We start from the raw sequence: 15,385 nt of genomic DNA, 5'->3' as shown, positions 1-15,385 counted from the left end.
TTCTTTCTATAAAATAGATGGTGATACTTGGAGCCGTTTTCCGACAAATGCACGTTGTTACATCTCGTCTACTACGCCAACTTGTGCGGGACCCTGCGTCATTGCCTTTTCCTTCTATGACAAGAATGGAGCGATAGGCTGCCCGCTTCGGTCCAGGTATTTCAGGCTATCACCGCGTCCCATATCCATATAGAGTCCAACTGCTTCAATGCGCCGCTCGAGGCAGAAACGGCATTGTGCAGATTCGTCTCCTGTGCAGATTTTGTTGTTATAGAGCATGTATTTATCGCGCACGGACATCGGTGATAGATTCGGCATGACGACATTGGCACCTGCCAGCAGCGCCAGCTCCCGTCCTTGCGGGTGGGCCGTGCCCATTGCCGTCGTGGCCGGAATCAATGCTTGCGGAACCAGCAGTCGGGCCAGTGCAATCATATCAAGGGTACGCTCTATTGTACCTGGGGGCTGATCCCTGAGCGGGGTTGCTTTATGCGGCAAAAAAGGGCCAATCCCGATCATATCCGGCTGCAGCTCCTGTACATACAGCAGGTCCTCCGCCAAGTCGGCTGAAGTCTGTCCCGGTAGGCCGACCATGAAGCCTGCCCCGATCTGATAGCCGATGCTTTGAAGAGCGTGCAGCCGCTCTCGCCGTTGCTCGAATTGCATTGTCGGGTGCAGAGCATCGTATAACGCACGTGATGCTGTCTCATGGCGCAGCAAGAATCGATCGGCTCCGGCCTCGTACAGCCGTGTATAACATTCATTGCTTCTCTCGCCGATGGAGAGCGTGACGGCCGTGTCTGGATAGGACTGTTTGATGGAGTGTATTAACTCGGCCAGTCGGTCGGTTGTATACCAAGCATCCTCGCCGCTTTGCAGGACGAAGGTTCGGTAGCCGAGTTCATAGCCCTCATCGCAGCATTTTATAATTTCCTGAAGCGACAGACGGTAACGGCTCAGTTGCTTATTGCCTGAACGCAGTCCACAATACAGGCAGTTTTGCTTGCAAATATTCGAGAATTCGATCAGCCCACGCACATATACGCTATTGCCATACATAGATACACGTACACGGTGTGCCGTACGCCGTAAATGCTGATGCACAGACTCATCAAGAGAGTCGATCAGCGAAATCAGCTCGAATCTGCTTAGTGTACCTTGACTGCCAAGTTTGCTTATGAGGTGATTCGTTGGGCCTCCCTCCATTCCTACAGCAGCCTATTGCATCCTTTGATTAAGGTGTGTACGCAAACGATCCCAAAGAACTATGGTGCGTAACTTCGCTCCGAGCAAAGCCCCAAACTAAGCTCCCAAGCAAAGCTCCAAACAAAAGAACCCTTACGATCGCTGTTATGTCTGATCTACCTTTCCATCGAGACTTCTAGTATCGTATCCAGTGTAATTATTAAGGATTGAACACAGGCTCATCCCAGGCCAAGCGCGCCTCAGGGAAGATCTCAATCGCTCGCGGGAACACTCCCTGCACATAGGCGATGAACATCCCGTAATTCACGATGGGTACCCCGGCAGCTGCTGCCGCAGCCAGGCGATTCAGCATAGCCTGGCGATTCAGCATGCATGCACCACAGTGGATAATGAGGGCAAAGGAGTCCAGCGATGGGGGCAATTCGCCGCCTGAGGCGTGCTCAATAGACAGCTTCTTGCCGCACCGCTCCCGCAGCCAGCGAGGGATCTTCACCGTACCGATATCATCGCATTGACGGTGGTGAGTGCAAGCCTCGGCAACCAGGACCCGATCCCCTTCCTTCAGAGTGCTAATCGAGCGTACTCCCTTGACGAGCTGCGGCAGATGCCCCTTGGCTCTGGCGAACAGGATCGAGAACGATGTGAGCGGCACGTCCAAGGGCGTATCCGCAGCGGCCTTCATGAATACCTGAGAGTCCGTAATGACGAGACTGGGCCTGCGACCTAATGAAGCCAGTGTATGTGCGAGCTCATGCTCCTTGGTCACTACAGCCGTGGCATCACATTCCAAAATGTCACGGATTACCTGCTGCTGTGGCAATATCAGCCGTCCCTTCGGTGCAGCCTTGTCAATCGGAACGACGAGCACCGCCAGCTCTCCTGGCTGCAACAGATCGCCTACGAGCCGAAAGCGCTCCTCCTCCTGAGCTGCCAGTCTGACAGCCATCGCCTGCTTCAGCTTGACAATGCCGCTATGTGTGAGGCTGCTCACCGCGTGCAGCTCCAGCTCGGAGCTTGCCCCGAGCTGGAGCACGATGCGATCGCAGTACTGTTGTATATCCGCTGGCCCACCATCTATACGATCTAGCTTATTTATGATTAGCATGATGTGAGGGGCTGTTGCCTTCAACCTGTGAATAAGATCCTGCTCCAGCATATCGACACCATACTCTGGATCAATGACCAACAGCGCCATATCCGTCTTTTGCAATATGCTTAGTGCGACACGTGAACGTTCATTGCCGAGCACACTGTGATCATCCAGTCCCGCGGTATCAATGAACACGACCGGACCGGCCGGGAGCAGCTCCATGGCTTGATAGACCGGGTCCGTCGTCGTGCCGCTTACCGGGGATACGATCGCTGCTGTGTGCCCACAGATCGCATTAATCAGGCTTGATTTCCCCGCATTACAACGCCCGAACACGGCAATATGCGGTCGCTGGCCACGCGGCGTGTGATTCATGCTCAAGCGATTCACATCGTTCCCTCCTTCGTCCCGCAGACCGGTTCGTTATTCTCTCTTGAACGCCCAGGAATGCCAGGACTCGTCACAGCATAGGGGCTCAGCACCTGACGGATTTGCTCGGGTGTCATTAACCCTTGCTCCAGCAGCATTTCCTCCAAGGGTCGACCTGACGAGGCAGCTATCCTGTGCAAGTCCGCGGCTGCATCATAGCCGAGGTACGCCACTGTGGCTGCCGCCAGTACACCAGAACGCTCCAGATGCTCTCGGCAGCGCTCTTCATCCAGTGTCAAGCCTGCAATACAGCGCTCCTGGAACAAGGGGACGGCGTGGATGAGCAGCTCTAGCGATTCCAGCAACGCCTCCGCTAACAGCGAAATGAACGCATTCAGCTCCAGTTGACCGTGTGACGCGGCCAGCGTCACTGCCGTGTCGTTTGCGATTACGCGCATCGCTACGCAGCCCAGCATTTCAGCCATCACCGGATTTACCTTGCCCGGCATGAGTGAGGAGCCTGCCTGTACTGGAGGAAGGACATATTCACCTATTCCACCAGCTGGTCCAGACGACAGCAGTCGGCAGTCATTAGAGATTTTAAGAAGATTCACGGCCGCAGCCTTTAGCAGACCCGATACTTCTACGAAGATGTCCATATTTTGCGTCGGATCCATCGGATAATCGCATCTGCACAGGCCAAGCCCTGTCAGCTCGCGCAGTTCGTCTGTCATGGCATATGCATAAGCAAGCGGAGCATTCATACCCGTACCTACCGCTGTACCTCCGATATGAATTTCTCTCAGCCGCTCCTCCACCTTATAGAGCCGCCAGCGGTCCCTGGCAACTGCCTTCGCATAAGCCCCGAAGGTCTGCCCTGCCAGAATGGGCAAGGCATCCATCAATTGAGTGCGGCCCAATCGAAGTACCTCTGCATACTCCTGCTCCTTGAGCTGGAAGATGGCTTGCAAGCACGCCATCGCCTCCGCCAGCTCCCTTACCAGCGGAATCAAGGCTATACGAAGGCCAGTCGGATAGACGTCATTCGTAGATTGGTAGCGATTCACATCATCGATGGCATGAACGATGTGGTAGTCGCCCTTTTGCTCGTCCATGTGCTCCAACGCGCGGTTCGCTACCACTTCGTTCACATTCATGTTCGTGCTTGTCCCCGCGCCCCCTTGATAAGCATCCACAACAAATTGCTCCTCCAGTTCACCAGCCAATATGTCATTGCAAGCCAGCTCAATAGCTCTTGCCTTATCGACAGGCAATTCGCCACTTCTGCCATTCACACGGGCAGCTGCCTTCTTCACAAGAACCACGGCTCGTATGAGTCTTAGGTTCACTGGACGCGAGCTGACTGCAAAATTCATCTTCGCCCGCATGGTATGGACGCCATAATAGGCCTCAGCGGGAATAGGCAAAGAGCCTAGCGCATCCTGCTCCTGTCGAAAGGCCTGCCTGTGCTTACACGAGGGAGCCGAATGCTCCACAGCGTCTAGATGCTTAGTCTGCTTCATCCTTACATCATCCTCCTATCTTCATCCTCCAATCTGCGACATTTGCCGAGCTGTCCCTTTTTGCCTCCCATGCTGTGACTCATCCTGCAGTCTTGGTAGCACCGACAGGTACTGTTCCGTTTGTGCTGATTGCCCTAGCTTCACTGCATCTGCTGTGCAGGTGGAGCAGGTAGAATGTGATGGACAGCCAGAGTACATGGAATGTGCGGAATGATCTGAGGTCCTGCAGGACATTGCTGAGGCTCCCATGCCATGGCGAAGCGGCTTGAGGCCCAGCGCCCTTTGTAGGGCTAGCTTCAGCTCGAAGTGATTTCCAAGATACGGCTTGATGTCAGATTCTTCATTCCAGTAGAGACAGGACTTTATACAGCCGTCCGCCGTCAATCGCAAGCGATTACAGACAGCACAGAAATGCTCGCTGATCGGCGAGATCAGGCCAAAGCAACCAGTCGCCCCGTCGATTCGGTAGTAACGCGCGGGTCCGCCCAACGTCTCCAGACAGCCTTCAGCCTTGCTGCTCGCCTGGTTTCCGACCTCAGCAACGGCCTCATACCTCCAGCCAACTCTCTTACAGAGCTCCAATACACCTGTCAGTGGCTTATAGCTGTCGGCCCAGCCTTTCGTGTTGCGTCCGATGGGCATATATTCGATGAAGCGGACGGCAACCGGTCTCTTTAGAGTCAGCCGCAAAAAATCTTCCACCTCATCGTCATTCGTTCCACGCATATACACGACGTTCAGCTTCACTCGCTCAAAGCCGGCGGCCAAGCTGGCCTCCAGCCCTCTCCATACGCGGTCAAAGACATCAGCTCCAGTAATCGCCGCAAATGTCGCGGGTCGCAGAGAATCCAGACTAATATTCATGTCCGTCACCCCAGCTTCCCGCAGCGAGTAAGCTTGCGCAGCCAGCAGCATGCCATTCGTCGTCACCCCAAGCCGCTGAATGCCGTCAATAGCGCGTAGTCTGGCAGCTAGTGCAGCCAATCCTGGTCGCAGCAGCGGCTCGCCGCCGGTAAGCCGAACCTTCTTGACTCCCATCTCCGCCATAGCCGACACCACAGACACAATGTCATCATCCGTAAGTACATCCGTTGATGTATTCAGCGGTTGTTCACGACCAAGCATGTCCTTGAGCGCTGGCCTACAATAGCGGCAGGACAAGTTGCAATGCTCTGTCACAGCGATACGTACATAAGTGTGTACACGACCAAAGGAATCCTTCAAGGAATTGAGCATGTGCTTCACCTGCCTTTTAGCAAAAATTCACACCCCTACCGAATCAGACCACCGAACTGCCGCAATGTGCGTGCCGTGTTCAATCTTTTGGAGGCAATCTCCAGCTCCAGCTCCTTGGGCTGAACCAGCTGCAGCGCCTGTGTAGGGCAGATCCGCACACACTCTGGCCCCTGTCCGCTGTCCACACACAGATCACATTTACTTGCAACCATCCGCTCCTTGGGTCTCCAGCCTCCACCGTTGCTCATGCGCAGGCCTGCCTGATATTCCTTTCTGCCGCTCTTATAAGCGGGAATCATCGTAATCGCTCCGTACGGGCAGACCAGCATACAGGTTTTACAACCAATACAAGTGCTCTCATTGATGTAAATGCTGTGGCCCCGGTTCACGATGGAACCATTAGGGCAGACATTGGCACATGGAGCATCCTCGCAGTGACGACACTGTACAGGTGCAGTAATCTCATTCGTCTCCATCACTCTCAATCTGGGGTAAAAGGGGACCTGCTCCTCCGAACACAGCAGCATATTCTCCCCCGCATGGGCCGTGGCACAAGCCACCTCGCATGTGCGACAGCCAATACAGCGTTCGGGATCAGCAATGACAAAGCTATTCATCTTGATTCAGCTCTCCTTCCTGCCTGTAGGGGAGGACAGGACGATGGCTTTCTTGATCGGAACACAGTATGCAGCAAATGATGAGATACATGTCCCAGCGGCTCCCCTAAAAATTGCGCATATAATTCAATAATGGCGGGATTCTCATGTGACTTGCGAACCTGTTGATGGGCATCATGACGATAGACCGCGGTCTTCCTGGCCAGATATGCCTGCTTGCGCTGTGTCTCCAGTAGCAGCTTCGGCTGACCGCCTCCGCTGATACAGCCTGCCGGACAAGCCATTACCTCAACGAAATGATATGGGCAGGTTCCCTCCCGTATCTGATCCAGCACAGGCTGGACGTACTGAAGACCGGCTACTACTGCTACTCGCAGGCATAGCTCACCTACCTGAACCTCCGCTGTGCGAATCCCCTCCTCACCACGTACAAAATCCAATTGGAGCTCCATCAGCTTCTCCCCAGTCATGAGCTCATACCCGGTGCGGATCGCGGCCTCCATCACGCCCCCGGTGACACCGAATATGGAACCGGCACCGGAGTACAGACCAAGTGGCGCATCAAAAGGCTCATCTGGCAATTGCTCGAAGTCAATACCAGCATCCTTGATCAGCTGAGCCAGCTCTCGGGTCGTAATGACCACGTCCACCTCACGATGTCCGTCGACCTCCATTTCCTCACGGCTGCATTCGAACGCCTTACATGTGCATGGCATGACCGCGACACTATAAATGTGCGACGGGTCAACTTCATCCAGCTGCGCTCCGAAGGTCTTGATTAATGCGCCTACCATCTGCATCGGAGACTTGCAGCTGGACAAGTGCTCCAGAAGATCAGGAGCCGCCGTTTCTGCATGCTTGACCCAGGCAGGGCAGCAGGTTGTGAACATCGGCAGCCGCTCCCCTGCCATCACACGTCCGATCAGCTCCGTTCCTTCCTCCATAATGGTCACATCTGCACCAAAATTGGTATCATAGATGCGGTCAAACCCCAGGCGTCGCAGTGCGGCTGCCATCTTACCAGGAGTAAGCGTACCGAAGGGCAGGCCGAATTCTTCTGCAAGCGATACACGTATTGCCGGAGCGCACTGGACGACCGTCTGCAGCTGCCCGCTTCTGAGTGCCTGCTTCACCTTCAGTACCTGTCCGGTCGAGTAGGCTGCGAAGAGCGGCTCACGTACAGATGGCAGTTGTCCACGCCGTTCTCTCAGAGCAGCGAGGTACTTGCCTTCCTCGTTGCCTTCAGCTGCATAGGAGGTACAAATCTGCACACATTGACCGCAGAGCACACAACTGTCTGTATCAATCGTCTGTGGTTGACCAGGCTCCCCCGCAATGGCGTTTACCGGACATACGGTTGCGCACTGCCGGCAGCCTGTACACAGCTCTGCATCAATTTGAACGAAAAGCTCACTATTTGACATGGCAGTCATTCCTTTTTTGGTTCTTTTTAGATGGAATTTATGGGCTTGCTCAAGCTTTTATAATTGTTAATCCTGTATACCTTACGAGCTTTAGAGCATCGGATTCGCACGACCATAGACAGGTACGGGTGCTGCTTTGTGCGAAGGCAATGCCGCTGGCTTGATCAGCTTCAGAGCGTTCACCGGGCAGACAGTCACACAAGCAGGCACACGATCGCGAACCGCATTCGGAGGTGCATTCAGTTCCTCCTCCCCTTCATGCCCTTCGAAGCTGCTCAGATCAGCTTCCCGGCACAGATCACATTTATAGGCGACCATTTTAGACTTGATGCCATTGCTATTGTCCCCATTTCGCTTTCCCTGTCGCTCATACACCTCTTGCTGTCGCAGTCTTTCCTGCCTGACCTCCGCACCTGCACTGTATGCCTTGTACAGACTGATCGCACCGAATGGACAAGCGAGTGAGCAGGCTTTACAGCCAATACATGCATCAGTTGAAATGTCGATGATCCCTTCTGTCTGACGGATGGCTTGCACCGGGCATACCTCGGCACAAGGTGCATTCTCACAATGACGACACTGGACTGGCATGGTGAAGCTGTCATCACGAATGACATACAGCCGAGGAAGAACAGGTATGGTGACCGTTCCTACTGCAGCCTGTACCCCGTTATGGCGGTGATGTACTGCAAAGCAGGCCAGCTCACAAGCCTTGCAGCCAATGCATCTATCCGCTTCGGCAATGACCAGCGCATTGGGCCCCACAGCACTCATCCCCTGCGCTCCCCTACCAGCATCTGCTCACGGAGTAGCTGATATTGACGGCGTACCTGCTCCTCGGCCTGAGGCTGATCCGCGATCGCCTCAATCCGAATCGCGCAGTATTTGAACTCTGGTGTCTTCGATACCGGGTCCAGCTCATCTACGGTCAGCTCGTTGCATGCCCCAATCCAGAAATGATACGTCATGTACGACGCTCCTTTGGCTACACGATCTGTTACCAGGGCCCTGGATACGACCTGTCCCCGACGTGAGACGATACGTACCAGCTGACCATCCTCAATGCCCAGTGAAGTGGCATCCTCGGGGCTCATCTGCACTCGACCAGGCTCATCGGACAGCAGACTAAGCGCGCGGCAATTGCCCGTCATCGTCCGAACCGAATAATGTCCTACCTCGCGCACCGTCGACAGCACAAGCGGATATTCCTGATCCGGTTGCTCGAGCGGTGGTCTCCACTCACATGCGAATAGCTGACCTTTGCCGTTCGGAGTAGTGAACTTATGACCTTTATAAAGATAAGGAGTGCCTGGATGCTCCTCTGACGGGCAAGGCCACTGCACGCCTGCAAGTCCATCGAGCTTGGCGTAGCTTGCCCCGGCAAAGCTTGGGCATAACCCTCTCATTTCATCCCAGATCTCCTCGGTGCTGCCGTAGCTCATCGGGTATCCCATCGCCGTGGCCAGCTCGCTAATAATCTGCCAATCTGGCTTGACCGAGGCAGGGGGCTTAATTGCCTTGCGGATACGCTGGAAGCCTCGGTCGGCTGAGGAATAGACCCCATCATGCTCACCCCACGAGGTCGCTGGCAGGATTACATCCGCATGCAGGGCCGTCTTGTTCATAAAAATATCCTGCACAATGACCAGTTCGAGCTGATCCAATGCTTCCCGCAGTTCGGCAGCATTCGGATCGCTCTGTACAGGATCCTCGCCAAAAATGTAATAGGCCTTGAGCTTCTGCTCCTTCAGAATGAGATGCGGTACCTCGGTCAGCCGATACCCTGGTCTATCCGGCAAGTCGACTCCCCAGGCCTCCTCGAATTTACGTCGTACCTGCTCATCTGTGACTGCCTGGTAGCCCGGATATACATTCGGCAATGCGCCCATATCGCAAGAGCCTTGTACGTTATTTTGACCCCGTACAGGCCCAATGCCCACAGAGGGTCTACCAAAATGTCCCGTGAGCAGCGCAAGTGAGGCCAGGCCTTTGACCACGTCTACCGCCTGCGCGAACTGGCATACGCCCATGCCATATAGAATCATCGCCTTGTCCGTCCTCGCATAGCTGCGCATCGCCTGACGAATATCTGCTGCACGTACCCCGGTAATCGTCTCTGCATATTCTGGTGTATACTTCTCTACAGCAGAGCGATATGCACCGAACCCATCCACATAACGAGCTACAAAATCTGCATCATACAGCTTCTCCTCAATAAGCACATGTCCAAAAGCATTAACCAGTGCCATGTTCGTGCCGCCCTTGAGTGGAAGCCAGAGATCGGCAATGCGCGCGGACTCGGTCTTACGCGGGTCACCTACTACGAGCATGGCTCCTTTTTGCTTCGCCTTCACGATCCGACGGGCTACGATGGGATGAGTGGCCGGGGCATTATAGCCGAAGATCAGCAGCATATCCGCATCTTCAATCTCCGGAATCGAATTGGACATCGCGCCATCCCCCAGAGAATAAGTCAGACCTGCAACAGACGGACCGTGACATACCCGCGCACAATGATCAATATTGTTCGTGCCAATGACCGCTCTCATGAATTTCTGCATTACATAGTTCGCTTCATTGCCAGGCCCTCTTGCGGAGCCTGTCCCCATGATAGAGTCCGCGCCATATTTGTCCTTAATCTCTAGCAGTCTGGCCGCAGTATACTGAATAGCTTCCTCCCACCCCACCTCGGTCAGCTTCCCTTCCTTGCGTATCATAGGGTGACGTAGACGCGAGGTTAGCAGCTGCGGGTCATGGAGGAAATCCCAGCCATAATGCCCCTTCAGACACAGGTTCCCTTCATTCGTGCGGCCATCCGCCGCTTCTGCTCCGACAATCTGTCCATCCTGGACACGTAGATACATTTGACAGCCACTCCCGCAATAAGGACATATTGTGCGAACCTTTTCTTCCATGAAATTGACCTCCTTGTGAATTTATACACATAACATGCGATAAACGTAGGTTTCAGCTAGAAATCAATTGCTAATCTACTGTCTGCATAAGCCGCAATAAGACAAAATTACAATAAAAAAAGCCAATACAAAGGATGCAGCTTCTCCGCCGCAACTCTGTAATGGCTTATTAAAAAGCGAAGGGCTTTGCCACCCTTTCTCTTTAATCAAACCGTCTTATGAAGCTGAATAATGACTGTACTGCTCTCCTGCTCTAGATCAGGAAGCTGCCAGGAATACGAGAATGCACTTCCGATCGTCGCCATTACCTCATCCATAAATCCGCGCTCCAGGTAAGGTCTCAGTACCTTCCAATATTCTGTGACGAGATCTTCCGCGCCCTCCCTCAGTAATATTTCAGATAGACTCGATAGCATCCCCTTAATCTCTATCGTAATCTGTGACTCACTATCCAGCTTCACCTTCACCAGCTCAGGACCTTTGCCCCGATAATGCTTCACGATTTTGACAGCCAGTCTGCGAATACGCTCCTGATATTCATAAGCAGCTTCAGCCATACCAAATCACGATCCAATCATTCCTTTTTTTGGAATTTCATCGCTGATTCATATGTTAAGCTCCGTGCAAAATAATGTCAATTCACAAAATAGGACGGATTTGGCCCAATATTAGCGTTCATAAGCAGAAATCAACCCCTCTTCGCACCCATGCTGCGATTCGCATCATTGCACAGCCGAAAGTGCTCCCTCTGGGGTGGACACGGTCTGTCAGCCTATTGTCATTGTAGGGCTAAGTACAGCAGATCCCCAAATGCCTCAAAGCTAAGCCGATAGAAATCCAAGCCCTTATTTAGAATGGTTCCCATGGCAATGTATATGGTGCGCTTTATATTGGATGGTGGACATGCTTCATTGGGAGACGGGGGCTGGATCACAGCTCACAATGTACGATCCATATGCTAGTTCACTTTGATGAGGCATGTTCCTCAGCACGAATACGAAGCGCATAATAAGGCTTACTAGGCAAAGGGATGCGGCATTTTCCGCGATAGCTCAAAGGTAACTTGGTGATACTTAAGCCTTGCGTGTCGATCCATTCAGCCGAAAAATCTACGTCCTCCGGGAGCTCAAGCTCACGGTAGCCTGGCTGATGTTGGCCGTAGTAATGCAAGTAATATGAACCCTTCACTCCGAGTGCAGGCACGTCACGAAGCGGGATCGGCTGCGTATCAGGAGGCATTTCCTCGGCAATGCTGCGTAGAAAGCGTATCTGCTCCTGACTTCGTCCATATAACCTCCCCCCTTTGGACCACCAGATTTCGTCATCGGGGTGTAGGTATGTCTCGCCGTGACTCGCATATCCACCGCGGGTGAAGCTTTCCCAGACACGATGCGTCATTTCCTCGGCACTCAGGTTGCCCCACCGTTGCTGCAAATTCCCTTCATAACCACACTCATCAACAATAACTGGCTTCTGATAGCGCTCTCGCCATGCCGTGACCAACGTGACGTCCCAGTGTTGAATGCTGCAGTGGGTAATCTCAGAGCGAGTATGATCATACATTATAACGCTTTCAGGAATATACATCGCTGTCCCGTTATGAATGGACAATAGATGATGGTGAGTATCCGCCTCTGATGCAACGCTTACCAGACGCTCCCAGTCCGGCATTGATTTGTCCCTCATGAAATCATATTCATTCGCCATGGACCACCAGATGTTCCGATAAGCCCCAAGTCGTGCGATGGCATAACGGAGATATCGTTCGTCCTCCTCCGCAGACATGCGGTCGAAGCCCCATCGACCTTTATCATACGGATGAAACAAGATTACATCCGCTTCGATATGAAGCTCAAGCAACGATTCGATGCAGCGCTCGACATGCTCCCAGAATACCGGGTTAAACCGTGCTTTATCAAAGCCCATGGCTGGCGAGCCCATAAAAGGAAATGACTCCGGTTCATGGACATTAAATGAGTAATTTTTGGGAAATAAACACATTCGAATTTTATTAAAAGGTCCCTCCGCAAGTGTCTGCAGCGTTAGCGTACGCATGGCTTCCGCCTGATGAATCCAAGCGTACGCTGTCGTACCGAACGGGAAGTATGGGGTGCCATCCGCATAGGCAAAATGATTCTCATCCTTCACCCTGACTGGACCGTGAACCATGTGTGCTGCAGTGACACAAGTGAAGCTTCCGTGTACCCCATTCAGCTCAGGCGTGTTGCTATGCGTTACGTATGTCCACTTTCCGCTGACTTCAGGCATGAACCTGGTGATATACAGACCATCTCCCGCATAAAAGCCAGCAGACGTGATTTCCTTTTCTTCATGGCGAAAAATGACACTCCATTCGACATCGACGTAGGGATTGTCTTCGATGGGTCCTGGTAACCGAAGTTCGAACCTTTCCCATTGAGCGACCGTTTCTTGGCACATCGTATTTTCCATGATAATTCCTCACCTTTCTCATAATAACTATCAATACAAGACGTTTATGCCAACCCAACATCCGACATGTCGAACGTAGTACAGAGCTTAATAAAGATGTCAGCTTTCGTTTAAGTGCTTGTCTATGGGGAACGGTCTACCTGCCCAAGCCCTCTTGGAGGTCCAGTCTGCTTCTCCATGCCAGAATGGATGCTCAGGTGGTAGTCCAAGGGGCAGAAACACGGAAGTGCATAGATACAGACTGCCCGTAGAAATGTATCCTTCGCCAATCCCCTCCTGATCGCCACAGAATCCTATGCGCAGCCAGCCGTCCGTGTCAAAGGTTCCAGGCTCCTCGATCATACGACGGATAACGGCAGTCAGCGCACAGCTGACTTGGTTAGGAGCGATCTCCGTGGGAAGCCAGCCTTGAAGCACCGCCTGTGATAGCAACTGAAATACACCAAATCGGTACGCAAGTGAGCGTCCGATTGGAGGGAAGGTTCCTTCGGGAGAAATCAGCCGTTCCTGTTGCGACGCATGACGAGCTGCCCTGTGAATAACGTCTGCAACCAAATGTTCCGAATCTGGCAATTGTGATCCCATGGTCTGCAAAATATCGACTAGCATAGGCTGAATGACGAATCCGTTATAGTAGTCCCAATGAAATTCTGGCCCATCTCCGTAGACACCGTCACCTAAATACCACTCCTGATGCTTCTTCAAGGCATAATCAATCCGCATCGGATCCCAATCCTCGCCAAGCTGGTGCAGCGCCGTCTCGGTCATGGCTGCGAACAGTAACCAGTTGTTGTACGGAGGCTTCCTTGAGCGAGTCGCCTTTAAGCAGTTGGCTACATTTTGTTTTACTCTTACATCAAGACCGTTGAGCAGCTCCTTCGGGGCCCGGATCATGGCATGGGACAAGAAAGCGGTATCAACAATAGGCTGATAGCCTTTTGCAAAATTCATAAAATCCGGTGACAAAGGGTCCGTAGCAGCATCAATAGCCTCTCTCGCTAAATGCACCATCATACTGCGTTGCTCTTCTTCTTTACCTGATAAGCCACTCAGCTCCAACCAAGGAGCCATCCCTACAAGCAATCTCCCTAAGGCTTCTAAGTAAGTATACTCTTCTCTACCTGCTTGCTTGCTCTGGATGGGCATTCGTTCTTTTAATTTTCGTTCAGCTAGTGCTTCCAGTACCGGCTTACCAATCTGCAGCATCCACTCCAGCCATTGATCTCGATTCGTTGTGTCATGAACCATGCTCTGTACCTCCCTGTTTATTCCTTAATCTCCCCACATTGAATAGCTGTCTGGAGAGTTCTCCTTAGGTAATACAATACGAGTCGTGATCCAAAAATCCTCCCAAAACTATCCTTTTCAAAGTCAAATTTAGAAGCAAATCCCCCATCTTTTTTCTCCATTTTGGCTGAACGAAATTTTAATTTGCATGGTTCAAAAATGGGAGTATAATGATCTAGGAAATTCGGCAGTGTAACTTTCACGCTGGCATTTTCACACTCACTACACTGTCTAAAGGATGCGTGTCAAATTGAATAGACATAAGGCCAATTTGCTTGTTTTGCTCGTTACTCTTGGATGGGGATTTTCCTACCTGTTCATGAAATTAGGGTTGGAGTCCATCGAAGAATTTAACTTGCTTGCGCTTCGGTTCGGAATTGCCTTTATTGTAACAGCTGCTATTTTTTACAAGCGCCTGCGTGTTATCGACAAAACAACTATTGGTTACGGAGCGCTGCTCGGAGGTATTTTACTTGGGGTATGCGCTTTTATCCTGTTTGGTCTGAAGACCACCAGCACCTCAAATGCCGGCTTTCTAGTCGGGCTCACAGTTATTTTTGTTCCTTTGTTAAATGTAATCCTTTTCCGTAAAAGGATGGAGGAAAGTCATCTGATCGGTGCTCTGCTGGCTATCGCCGGGATCGGTATGCTGACCTTGAATAGCGAGCTAAGCATGCACCCGGGCGATATACTATGTATTGCAGGGGGAATTTGTAATGCGCTGTATATTCTGGTCACTGGTGCAGCGGTGAAAAAATGCGATTCAATTGCGGTGGGCGTGTTGTCCTTGGGCTTCACAGCCGTTTTTGCACTGATTCTCTCTTTCTTTTTCGAGTCCCCGGTCCTTCCTGCCACATTCAATGGTTGGTTGGCTATTTTGGCTCTCAGCCTGGTCTGCAGCGCTTTTTGCTTCATTGCCCAGTCGATATCTCTAAAATATATCGCACCTGTGCAATTGGGATTAATGTATGCTTTGGAGCCTATATTCGCTGCTGTCGTTGCCTTTATTTTCGTGGGAGAACGATTGACCTTGCAGGGATATGTAGGAGCTATACTGGTAGTGAGCGGAATACTTATCTCTCAATGGATGGAGCAGCGAAAAAAACAAGGTCATCGGTACGCATACGCTCTCTCTCCTTCAAGTAGGGACAAGCATCCTACGTGATGTGCCCTGACTTCGCAGGTAAGCGACAAGCAAGGTGAATAACACACACATGCTTGCTAAATCAACAATAGATCTCTTGTTAAGTTGAAATCGTTCATATGG

12 protein-coding genes are annotated in these 15,385 nt (G+C 52.1%); 1 reads left to right on the top strand and 11 read right to left on the bottom strand.

The window, feature by feature from the left end:
* Positions 1–114: 114 nt before the first annotated feature.
* The 11 genes from hydE to K331_RS0116945 all read right to left on the bottom strand — a co-directional run bounded on the left by hydE (position 115) and on the right by K331_RS0116945 (position 14,079).
* On the bottom strand, positions 115–1,206 hold the full coding sequence (gene hydE / locus K331_RS0116995) for a [FeFe] hydrogenase H-cluster radical SAM maturase HydE (RefSeq protein WP_169718356.1): 1,092 nt from the start codon (positions 1,204–1,206) through the stop codon (positions 115–117).
* A 199-nt stretch (positions 1,207–1,405) separates the two neighbouring features.
* Positions 1,406–2,677, bottom strand: coding sequence for a [FeFe] hydrogenase H-cluster maturation GTPase HydF (gene hydF / locus K331_RS0116990; RefSeq protein WP_028591230.1), 1,272 nt, complete (start codon positions 2,675–2,677; stop codon positions 1,406–1,408).
* A 5-nt stretch (positions 2,678–2,682) separates the two neighbouring features.
* Positions 2,683–4,188, bottom strand: a complete 1,506-nt coding sequence (locus tag K331_RS0116985) for an aspartate ammonia-lyase (RefSeq protein ID WP_156897676.1) — start codon at positions 4,186–4,188, stop codon at positions 2,683–2,685.
* A gap of 21 nt (positions 4,189–4,209) precedes the next feature.
* Positions 4,210–5,424, bottom strand: coding sequence for a GTP 3',8-cyclase MoaA (moaA, locus tag K331_RS29785; protein WP_051289884.1), 1,215 nt, complete (start codon positions 5,422–5,424; stop codon positions 4,210–4,212).
* Between the two features lie 35 nt (positions 5,425–5,459).
* Positions 5,460–6,041, bottom strand: a complete 582-nt coding sequence (locus tag K331_RS0116975) for a 4Fe-4S dicluster domain-containing protein (RefSeq protein WP_028591228.1) — start codon at positions 6,039–6,041, stop codon at positions 5,460–5,462.
* Positions 6,038–7,465, bottom strand: a complete 1,428-nt coding sequence (locus K331_RS0116970) for a [FeFe] hydrogenase, group A (RefSeq protein ID WP_036635140.1) — start codon at positions 7,463–7,465, stop codon at positions 6,038–6,040. The genes K331_RS0116975 and K331_RS0116970 overlap by 4 nt, the downstream gene beginning before the upstream one ends.
* A 90-nt stretch (positions 7,466–7,555) precedes the next feature.
* A complete protein-coding gene (locus tag K331_RS29780; protein WP_036635139.1) occupies positions 7,556–8,239 on the bottom strand; it encodes a 4Fe-4S dicluster domain-containing protein in 684 nt (227 codons plus the stop codon).
* Positions 8,236–10,380, bottom strand: coding sequence for a formate dehydrogenase subunit alpha (fdhF, locus tag K331_RS0116960; RefSeq protein ID WP_028591226.1), 2,145 nt, complete (start codon positions 10,378–10,380; stop codon positions 8,236–8,238). Before fdhF ends, K331_RS29780 begins: the two co-directional genes overlap by 4 nt.
* Positions 10,381–10,586: 206 nt before the next feature.
* The gene (locus K331_RS0116955; protein WP_028591225.1) at positions 10,587–10,937 is read right to left on the bottom strand and encodes a Na-translocating system protein MpsC family protein; all 351 of its coding nucleotides are present in this window, start codon (positions 10,935–10,937) and stop codon (positions 10,587–10,589) included.
* A 406-nt stretch (positions 10,938–11,343) separates the two neighbouring features.
* Positions 11,344–12,831, bottom strand: coding sequence for a DUF5060 domain-containing protein (locus K331_RS0116950; RefSeq protein ID WP_028591224.1), 1,488 nt, complete (start codon positions 12,829–12,831; stop codon positions 11,344–11,346).
* A gap of 99 nt (positions 12,832–12,930) precedes the next feature.
* Positions 12,931–14,079 (bottom strand): DUF2264 domain-containing protein, encoded by a 1,149-nt coding sequence (locus tag K331_RS0116945; protein WP_028591223.1) that lies wholly within the window; start codon positions 14,077–14,079, stop codon positions 12,931–12,933.
* A gap of 289 nt (positions 14,080–14,368) precedes the next feature.
* Here K331_RS0116945 and K331_RS0116940 point away from each other — a divergent pair, with 289 nt between their 5' ends.
* Complete coding sequence (locus K331_RS0116940) at positions 14,369–15,283, top strand: DMT family transporter (protein WP_028591222.1); 915 nt, start codon at positions 14,369–14,371, stop codon at positions 15,281–15,283.
* Positions 15,284–15,385 lie beyond the last annotated feature (102 nt).

The sequence above is a fragment of the Paenibacillus massiliensis subsp. panacisoli DSM 21345 genome, assembly GCF_000426545.1.
Lineage (GTDB): Bacteria > Bacillota > Bacilli > Paenibacillales > Paenibacillaceae > Paenibacillus > Paenibacillus panacisoli.
The sequence above is the reverse complement of the archived record's forward strand: the minus strand, read 5'-3'. Positions and strand labels throughout refer to the sequence as shown.

Bases quoted from the DNA above. Each gene is read 5' to 3' on its own strand.
- K331_RS0116975 (WP_028591228.1), bottom strand. From the start codon at position 6,041: ATGAATAGCTTTGTCATTGCTGATCCCGAACGCTGTATTGGCTGTCGC.
- K331_RS0116950 (WP_028591224.1), bottom strand. From the start codon at position 12,831: ATGGAAAATACGATGTGCCAAGAAACGGTCGCTCAATGGGAAAGGTTC.
- K331_RS0116945 (WP_028591223.1), bottom strand. From the start codon at position 14,079: ATGGTTCATGACACAACGAATCGAGATCAATGGCTGGAGTGGATGCTG.
- moaA (WP_051289884.1), bottom strand. From the start codon at position 5,424: ATGCTCAATTCCTTGAAGGATTCCTTTGGTCGTGTACACACTTATGTA.
- K331_RS29780 (WP_036635139.1), bottom strand. From the start codon at position 8,239: ATGAGTGCTGTGGGGCCCAATGCGCTGGTCATTGCCGAAGCGGATAGA.
- fdhF (WP_028591226.1), bottom strand. From the start codon at position 10,380: ATGGAAGAAAAGGTTCGCACAATATGTCCTTATTGCGGGAGTGGCTGT.
- K331_RS0116970 (WP_036635140.1), bottom strand. From the start codon at position 7,465: ATGTCAAATAGTGAGCTTTTCGTTCAAATTGATGCAGAGCTGTGTACA.
- K331_RS0116955 (WP_028591225.1), bottom strand. From the start codon at position 10,937: ATGGCTGAAGCTGCTTATGAATATCAGGAGCGTATTCGCAGACTGGCT.
- K331_RS0116985 (WP_156897676.1), bottom strand. From the start codon at position 4,188: ATGAAGCAGACTAAGCATCTAGACGCTGTGGAGCATTCGGCTCCCTCG.
- hydE (WP_169718356.1), bottom strand. From the start codon at position 1,206: ATGGAGGGAGGCCCAACGAATCACCTCATAAGCAAACTTGGCAGTCAA.